The 7044-nt window shown below is 69.2% G+C and carries 8 protein-coding genes; 4 read left to right on the top strand and 4 right to left on the bottom strand.

The genetic code is table 11. The features are described from left to right. Positions 1-242: 242 nt before the first annotated feature. Entirely contained in the window at positions 243-1031 is a 789-nt protein-coding gene (locus tag ACGFR9_RS35095) for a hypothetical protein (protein WP_393216950.1), read from the bottom strand. Positions 1032-1193: 162 nt separating this feature from the next. Here ACGFR9_RS35095 and ACGFR9_RS35100 point away from each other — a divergent pair, with 162 nt between their 5' ends. The 3 genes from ACGFR9_RS35100 (at position 1194) to ACGFR9_RS35110 (ending at position 3617) form a co-directional block, all read left to right on the top strand. Beyond that, positions 1194-1991 carry an ABC transporter ATP-binding protein gene (locus ACGFR9_RS35100; protein WP_030224228.1) on the top strand — a complete coding sequence of 266 codons (798 nt, stop codon included), beginning with the start codon at positions 1194-1196 and terminating at the stop codon, positions 1989-1991. 101 nt (positions 1992-2092) lie between these two features. Continuing rightward, entirely contained in the window at positions 2093-2524 is a 432-nt protein-coding gene (locus ACGFR9_RS35105; protein WP_030224225.1) for an NfeD family protein, read from the top strand. A 148-nt stretch (positions 2525-2672) separates the two neighbouring features. Then, positions 2673-3617 carry an SPFH domain-containing protein gene (locus tag ACGFR9_RS35110; RefSeq protein WP_030224222.1) on the top strand — a complete coding sequence of 315 codons (945 nt, stop codon included), beginning with the start codon at positions 2673-2675 and terminating at the stop codon, positions 3615-3617. 126 nt (positions 3618-3743) lie between these two features. On the opposite strand, the gene ACGFR9_RS35115 is transcribed toward ACGFR9_RS35110, so the two are convergent. The 3 genes from ACGFR9_RS35115 to ACGFR9_RS35125 form a co-directional block, all read right to left on the bottom strand. Then, positions 3744-4250, bottom strand: coding sequence for an HNH endonuclease (locus tag ACGFR9_RS35115; RefSeq protein WP_030224218.1), 507 nt, complete (start codon positions 4248-4250; stop codon positions 3744-3746). Positions 4251-4460: 210 nt separating this feature from the next. Beyond that, entirely contained in the window at positions 4461-5000 is a 540-nt protein-coding gene (locus tag ACGFR9_RS35120) for a YbhB/YbcL family Raf kinase inhibitor-like protein (protein ID WP_393216953.1), read from the bottom strand. Positions 5001-5041: 41 nt separating this feature from the next. Then, positions 5042-5824, bottom strand: coding sequence for a sporulation protein (locus tag ACGFR9_RS35125; RefSeq protein WP_393216955.1), 783 nt, complete (start codon positions 5822-5824; stop codon positions 5042-5044). Between the two features lie 201 nt (positions 5825-6025). Between ACGFR9_RS35125 and ACGFR9_RS35130 the strand changes: the two genes are divergently transcribed. Then, the gene (locus ACGFR9_RS35130) at positions 6026-6667 is read left to right on the top strand and encodes a DNA-3-methyladenine glycosylase (RefSeq protein WP_393216957.1); all 642 of its coding nucleotides are present in this window, start codon (positions 6026-6028) and stop codon (positions 6665-6667) included. Positions 6668-7044 lie beyond the last annotated feature (377 nt).

The raw sequence follows: 7044 nt of genomic DNA on the forward strand, positions 1-7044 counted from the left end.
GGGGTGACGGCTGAGCGGGGGGACGTCGCGCGGCCCGGCGCAGGCGGGGTGCCGTCGCGCCCACCCGTGCCGCCCTGCGGCACGCCTGCCCGCGGATCGGCGGAGTGTGGCGTGCCCTGCGCGCGGAGGGGCGGAGTGTGGCGTGCCCTGCGCGCGGAGGGGCGGAGTGGGGCGCGCCTGCGCGCGAGCGGCTACGCGAGGTGTGCGGCACCGCACACCCCCGCCCGCCCCGGAGGGCCGGCTCACCCCACCCCCCGCTCCTCCACAACGGAGTTGTACGCGGCCACCTGCGCCCGCCGCCCCGTCCGCTCCACCGGCCGCAACGCCGCAGCCCGCGCGGACATCTCCGACGCACTCACCGCACCCCCGTGCCCCACACCCCCCGCCAGCGACACCAGCGCCCCCACCCGCTGAGCAAGCTCCAGCACCCGCACCGCCCGAGCCGGATACCCCGGAGCCAACACCCCCCGCCCCCGCGAGGCGGACGCCCGCGCCCGATACGCGTCGATCGCCGACTCCGCCACCGGCCCCGACCCGGCCACATCCAGCCGCGTCAACACCTCCGTCGCGTCCCGCAGCGCCTCCGCCAGCTCCCGCTCCGCCTCCCCGAGCGACGGCACATCCGCCGGCGGCGCCGACCGCACCGGCAAACAGTGCCAGACCACCTCCACACGCACATCACCCGAGGGCCCGGCCTCGGACACCTCCGGCACCAGCCCCCACGCGGCCCCGGAACACACCACCGCCTCCTCCGCCTCCAGCGCCCGCGCGTTGAACTCCGGCGGCCCGCTCAGCCCCAGCGGATGCCCCGGCGCCGGCAACGCCAGCCGCAGCCCGCTCACCCCCAGCGCCCGCAAGCGTCCGAGCGCCAGCGTGAGCCCCACCGGCGCCGGCTCACCCGGCAACCCCTCCACCCGGTGCACCGCGTCCTCCCCGACGATCGCGAGCACGGCGTCATCCGGCGAGACAAGTCCGGCAAGAAGGGCGTTTCCCCAAGCGGCAAGGCGTCCAGAGCGAGGTTCCGAGAGCATGTCCCCACCCTAGACAGACCCCAAGAAGCGGACCGGAGGAATGTCCGGGACGACCAGTGGCGTAGATTTCATGATGGGCTGCGCCCACGGGTGCGGCGGACCGACGCACAGGCGTACGCGACAGCCGAGACCGGCCACACTGCAAGGGGAGACAACGCGCTCATGAGCGATGTTCTGGAGCTTCAGGACGTATCCGTGGTCCGTGAGGGCCGGGCTCTGGTGGACCAGGTCTCCTGGTCGGTGAAGGAGGGCGAGCGCTGGGTCATCCTCGGCCCCAACGGCGCCGGCAAGACCACCCTCCTCAACATTGCCTCCAGCTACGTCTACCCGAGCAAGGGCACCGTCAGCATCCTCGGAGAGACCCTCGGCACCGCCGGCACCGACGTCTTCGAGCTGCGCCCCCGCATCGGCGTGGCCGGCATCGCCATGGCCGACAAGCTCCCCAAGAAGCAGACCGTCCTGCAGACCGTGCTCACCGCCGCCTACGGCATGACCGCCGGCTGGCAGGAGGAGTACGAGGACATCGACGAGCAGCGCGCCCGCGCCTTCCTCGACCGCCTCGGCATGTCCGACTACCTCGAGCGCAGGTTCGGCACCCTCTCCGAGGGAGAGCGCAAGCGCACCCTCATCGCCCGCGCCCTGATGACCGACCCCGAGCTGCTGCTTCTCGACGAGCCCGCAGCCGGCCTCGACCTCGGCGGCCGGGAGGACCTGGTACGCCGTCTCGGCCGGCTCGCCCGCGACCCCATCGCCCCCTCCATGATCATGGTCACGCACCATGTCGAGGAGATCGCCCCGGGCTTCACCCACGTCCTGATGATCCGCCAGGGCAAGGTCCTCGCCGCCGGACCGCTGGAACTCGAACTCACCTCCCGCAACCTCTCCCTCTGCTTCGGCCTCCCGCTCGTCGTCGAGCAGGTCGGCGACCGCTTCACCGCCCAGGGTCTTCCCATCTCCTGAGCCCCTCCCGGCACCCCGCACCCAAGCCCCGGAGCCACAAGGCGCGTTGAAACTGATCGGCGCCCTGTCGGCGACCGGGTGCGCGGTCCTACCATGGCCGGGTGGACATCGACGCATGGCTGTGGTGGCTGATCGGCGCGGCGGTACTCGGCATCGGGCTCGTGATCACCGCGATGCCCGAACTCGGCATGCTCGCGGTGGGCGCCGTCGCCGCGGCAGTGGTCTCCGGCATCTTCGGCGGCGGCGCCGTCGCCCAGGTCGTGGTCTTCGCCGTCGTATCGACCGCGCTCATCGCCGTCGTACGGCCCATCGCGAACAGACACCGCGCCGCGCGGCCCCAACTCGCCACCGGAGTGGACGCCCTGAAAGGAAAACAGGCCGTCGTCCTGGAGCGCGTCGACGGCTCCGGCGGCCGGATCAAGCTGGCCGGCGAGGTCTGGTCGGCACGCGCCCTCGACGCGGGCAACGCCTATGAGGCAGGCCAGGAAGTGGACGTCGTGGACATCGAGGGCGCCACGGCGATCGTCATGTGATCCGGCACGACACAACTGGGGCGAACAACCTCCCAGTTGTACCGATGGTCTGACAGACTCGACCAGCAAGATCTTCAACCGCGAGATCTTCCACAGGCACACGATCTGCCGTAGGCGCCGAGGCTAAGAAGGGTTCGGGGAACCGACGATGGAACCGATCATCATCGTCCTGATCATCCTGGTGGTGTTGGTCTTCATCGCCCTGATCAAGACGATCCAAGTCATCCCACAGGCAAGCGCCGCCATCGTCGAGCGCTTCGGCCGCTACACACGGACACTCAACGCGGGCCTCAACATCGTCGTCCCGTTCATCGACACCATCCGCAACCGCATCGACCTGCGCGAACAGGTCGTCCCGTTCCCGCCGCAGCCGGTGATCACCCAGGACAACCTGGTCGTCAACATCGACACCGTCATCTACTACCAGGTGACCGACGCCCGCGCCGCCACCTACGAGGTCGCCAGCTACATCCAGGCCATCGAACAGCTCACCGTCACCACGCTGCGCAACATCATCGGCGGCATGGACCTGGAGCGCACCCTCACCTCCCGCGAGGAGATCAACGCGGCCCTGCGCGGCGTCCTCGACGAGGCCACCGGCAAGTGGGGCATCCGCGTCAACCGCGTCGAACTCAAGGCCATCGAGCCGCCCACCTCCATCCAGGACTCGATGGAGAAGCAGATGCGCGCCGACCGCGACAAGCGCGCCGCGATCCTCCAGGCCGAAGGTGTCCGGCAGTCCGAGATCCTGCGCGCCGAGGGCGAGAAGCAGTCCCAGATCCTGCGCGCCGAGGGCGAGGCCAAGGCGGCGGCCCTGCGCGCCGAGGGCGAGGCCCAGGCGGTCCGTACGGTCTTCGAGGCCATCCACGCCGGAGACCCGGACCAGAAGCTCCTCTCCTACCAGTACCTCCAGATGCTCCCGAAGATCGCCGAGGGCGACGCCAACAAGCTCTGGATCGTCCCCAGCGAGATCGGCGACGCCCTCAAGGGCCTCTCCGGCGCCATGGGCAACTTCGGAGCCATGGCCGGCGGCAACACCCCGACCGCCAACGTCCCCGCCCAGGAACGCCGGGAAAAGCCCTCGATCGACTAGGAACCCAACCAGGGTCCCCGGTCAACGCACGTTCCCCGCATCCCCTTCAGGGGCGCGGGGAACTGCGCGACAAGTGACAACGCACCCGCAGCCGCGCAGCGACCCGCACCCCCACGGCGAAGCCGCCTACGCCGCATCCAGCGTCAACCACTCAGGCAACGCCTCGAAATCCTCGGCCCCCAGCGCCAAAAGCATCGCGTCAGCCGGCGTAGGCTCGAACGGCCGCCGCAACAGCGGCATATCCGCCTGCTCAGGCGTCCGATTCGCCTTCCGGTGATTGTCCTCCGCGCACGAGGCCACCGTGTTCAGCCACGTGTCCTGTCCGCCGTGCGACCGCGGCACCACGTGGTCCACGGTCGTCGCCCGCCGTCCGCAGTACGCGCACCGGTGCCGGTCCCGCACCAGCACACCCCGCCGCGACCACGGCGCTTGTCTTCGGAACGGCACCCGCACGTAGTGGCAGAGCCTGATCACCCGGGGCGCCGGTATGTCGACCGCGGCTCCACGCATCCGCAGTTCGGGGTGGGCCTGCTCGACGACGGCCTTGTCCTGAAGCACCAGAACGACGGCTCGGTTCAGCGTCACCGTCGACAACGGCTCGAAGCTCGCGTTCAGCACCAGCGTGTCCCGCATACCAGCCCACCTCCCGTGTGCACCGGCCCACCCCTCGGCGGGCTGGGATCAACTCTGGCCGGGCACGCCGAGATGGACAACGCAATATCCGCTGCTCCTACGGGAGATGACCCCGCCACCCCCGGCAACAAAAATGCCCGCCCCTGATCAATTCCAAGACCAGGGGCGGGCAAACGTTCCATGAACGCCCGGGGGAGCGCTTGGACCCTCTCAGGACTCCCCGGGCACCTCGTACTCACCGATCAGATGGGCGCGAGCCAGGGTGTGGAACCGCAGATTGAAGCCCACCACGGCAGGGGACGCGTCCGCGTCCGGGCCGAGCTTCTCCTGGTCCACGGCGTACACCGTGAACACATACCGGTGCGGCCCGTCGCCGGGCGGCGGCGCGGCGCCGCCGAAGTCCCTGCTGCCGTAGTCGTTGCGCGCGTGGACGGCGCCCTGGGGAAGCCCCTCGAACGTGCCGCCGCCCGCGCCGACCGGCAGCTCGGTCACCGAGGCCGGGATGTCGAACACCACCCAGTGCCAGAACCCACTGCCCGTGGGAGCGTCGGGGTCGTAGCAGGTCACGGCGAAGCTCTTGGTCTCCGCAGGGAAACCCTCCCACCGCAGCTGCGGCGAGGTGTTGCCGGCCGCGTGGACCTGAGCGTCCTTGAGCGCCGCCCCGTCCTGCACATCCTCGCTCGACACCGTGAACGACGGCACGGGCGGATGGAAGTCGTGGGGGAGCGGCCGCCGCTTGAGCTCGGTCACCTCGGTACCTCCTGATCGATCGCGTTCAGTGGGAACCGAGCCTAGAACCAGTTTCGCTTGCTGCCGACCTCCGACAGCCACTGGTTGAGATACGCCGTCCAGTCGGTGCCCTGGTAGTCGTGCAGCCCCACCTTGAAGGAGCGGAACGTGTCGCTGCCCTCGCTGAACAGACCCGGCTTCTTGTCCATCTCCAGGATGACGTCCATGGCCTGCTCGTCGGCCACGAAACTCAGCTCGACCTGGTGCAGCCCCCGGTACTGCTGCGGCGGGAAGAACTCGATCTCCTGGTAGAACGGCAGCTTCTGCCGGGTGCCCCGGATGTGACCGCGCTCCATGTCCGCGTTCTTGAAGCGGAAGCCCAGCTGGATGAACGCGTCCAGGATCGCCTTCTGCGCCGGGAGCGGGTGCACGTTGACCGGGTCCAGGTCACTGGAGTCCACCGCACGCGCGATCGCCAGCTCGGTGCTCACCCCGATGTTCATCCCGCGCAGCGCCTGCCCGTCGATCATCGTGATCGGCGTCTCCCACGGGATCTCCAGCCCGAACGGCACCGCGTGCACCGCACCGGCCTGCAGTTCGAAGGCGCCGCCCAGGCTCGACTTCGTGAACTCGATGTCCTGCTTGTACTCCTGGTCGCCGCTCTCCACCTCGACCTTGGCCTGCAGCCCGACCGAGAGTCCCTCGATCTGCTGGTTCACCGATCCGCCCTGGATCCGCACCTCGCCCTGGACGACACCGCCCGGAACGACGTTGACCTCGTGCAGCACCGTCTCCACCGAGGCCCCGCCGGCACCCAGACTCGCCAGCAGCTTCTTGAACGCCATGTCTCTCCCTCTCCAGGGGACCCCCGTGGGCCACACCTGATCCGTCGTCCCGCGTCGAGTCGTCCATGCCGAGTCGTACGTATGGACGCTGATCCCTAACAACGCGATCCGGCCGTGGCCGGTTCCGCGTCCACACCCTGGCAACCGCGGAGCCCGCTGACCACCCCGTGGCACCGACCGTCTCCAGTACCCTCGGACGTCATGATCGCGACCCCCGACCGTACGCCCCTGCCGAGGAAGTTCTTCGACCGCCCCGTCCTCGAGGTCGCCCCCGACCTCCTCGGCCGGATCGTGGTCCGCGACACCCCGGACGGTCCGATCGCCCTCCGCCTGACCGAGGTGGAGGCGTACGACGGTGAGAACGATCCCGGCTCCCACGCCTATCGCGGTCGTACCGCCCGCAATGAGGTGATGTTCGGTGAGCCCGGACATGTGTACGTCTACTTCACCTATGGCATGTGGTTCTGCATGAACCTCGTCTGCGGCCCCGAAGGCAGGGCGAGCGGTGTACTGCTCCGGGCCGGCGAGATCACCGAGGGCGCCGAACTGGCCCGCACCCGCCGACTGTCGGCCCGCAACGACAAGGAGCTCGCCAAGGGGCCGGCCCGTCTGGCCACGGCACTCGGCGTCGACCGTGCGTTCAACGGCACGGACGCCTGCGCCACCACCGACACCCCGATACGGGTCCTCACCGGCACCTCGGTGCCCTCCGGCCAGGTGAGCAGCGGCCCGCGCACCGGTGTCTCCGGCGAGGGAGCCGTCCACCCCTGGCGCTACTGGGTCACCGACGACCCGACGGTGAGCCCGTACCGGGCCCATGCGCCACGGCGCCGCCGAAGTTGACTCGTTCTTGGAACATGCGTAATGTGGCCCGAGCCGCTTGAACCGGGTACGGCGATAGCCTGCAGCCGGGAGCGGCCACCCACTACCTACGATCCACCCCTCAGCGGGGTCGAATTCGTCATGTCCGCATGCCTGAATTCTGAACCGCGAAGCCCGATTATGAATCGAGCGGGGGAATCGGTTAACGTAGTGAATGTCGAAAGGCCGACAAGCGAAAGCCAACGGCTCGACGGCAAAACCCACCGACTGGGAATCAGGCCCGAAAGGATCTGATAGAGTCGAAAACGCAAGACCGAAGGGAAGCGCCCGGAGGAAAGCCCGAGAGGGTGAGTACAAAGGAAGCGTCCGTTCCTTGAGAACTCAACAGCGTGCCAAAA

The sequence above is a fragment of the Streptomyces sp. NPDC048584 genome (genome assembly GCF_043199595.1).
Taxonomy (GTDB): Bacteria; Actinomycetota; Actinomycetes; order Streptomycetales; family Streptomycetaceae; genus Streptomyces; species Streptomyces edwardsiae.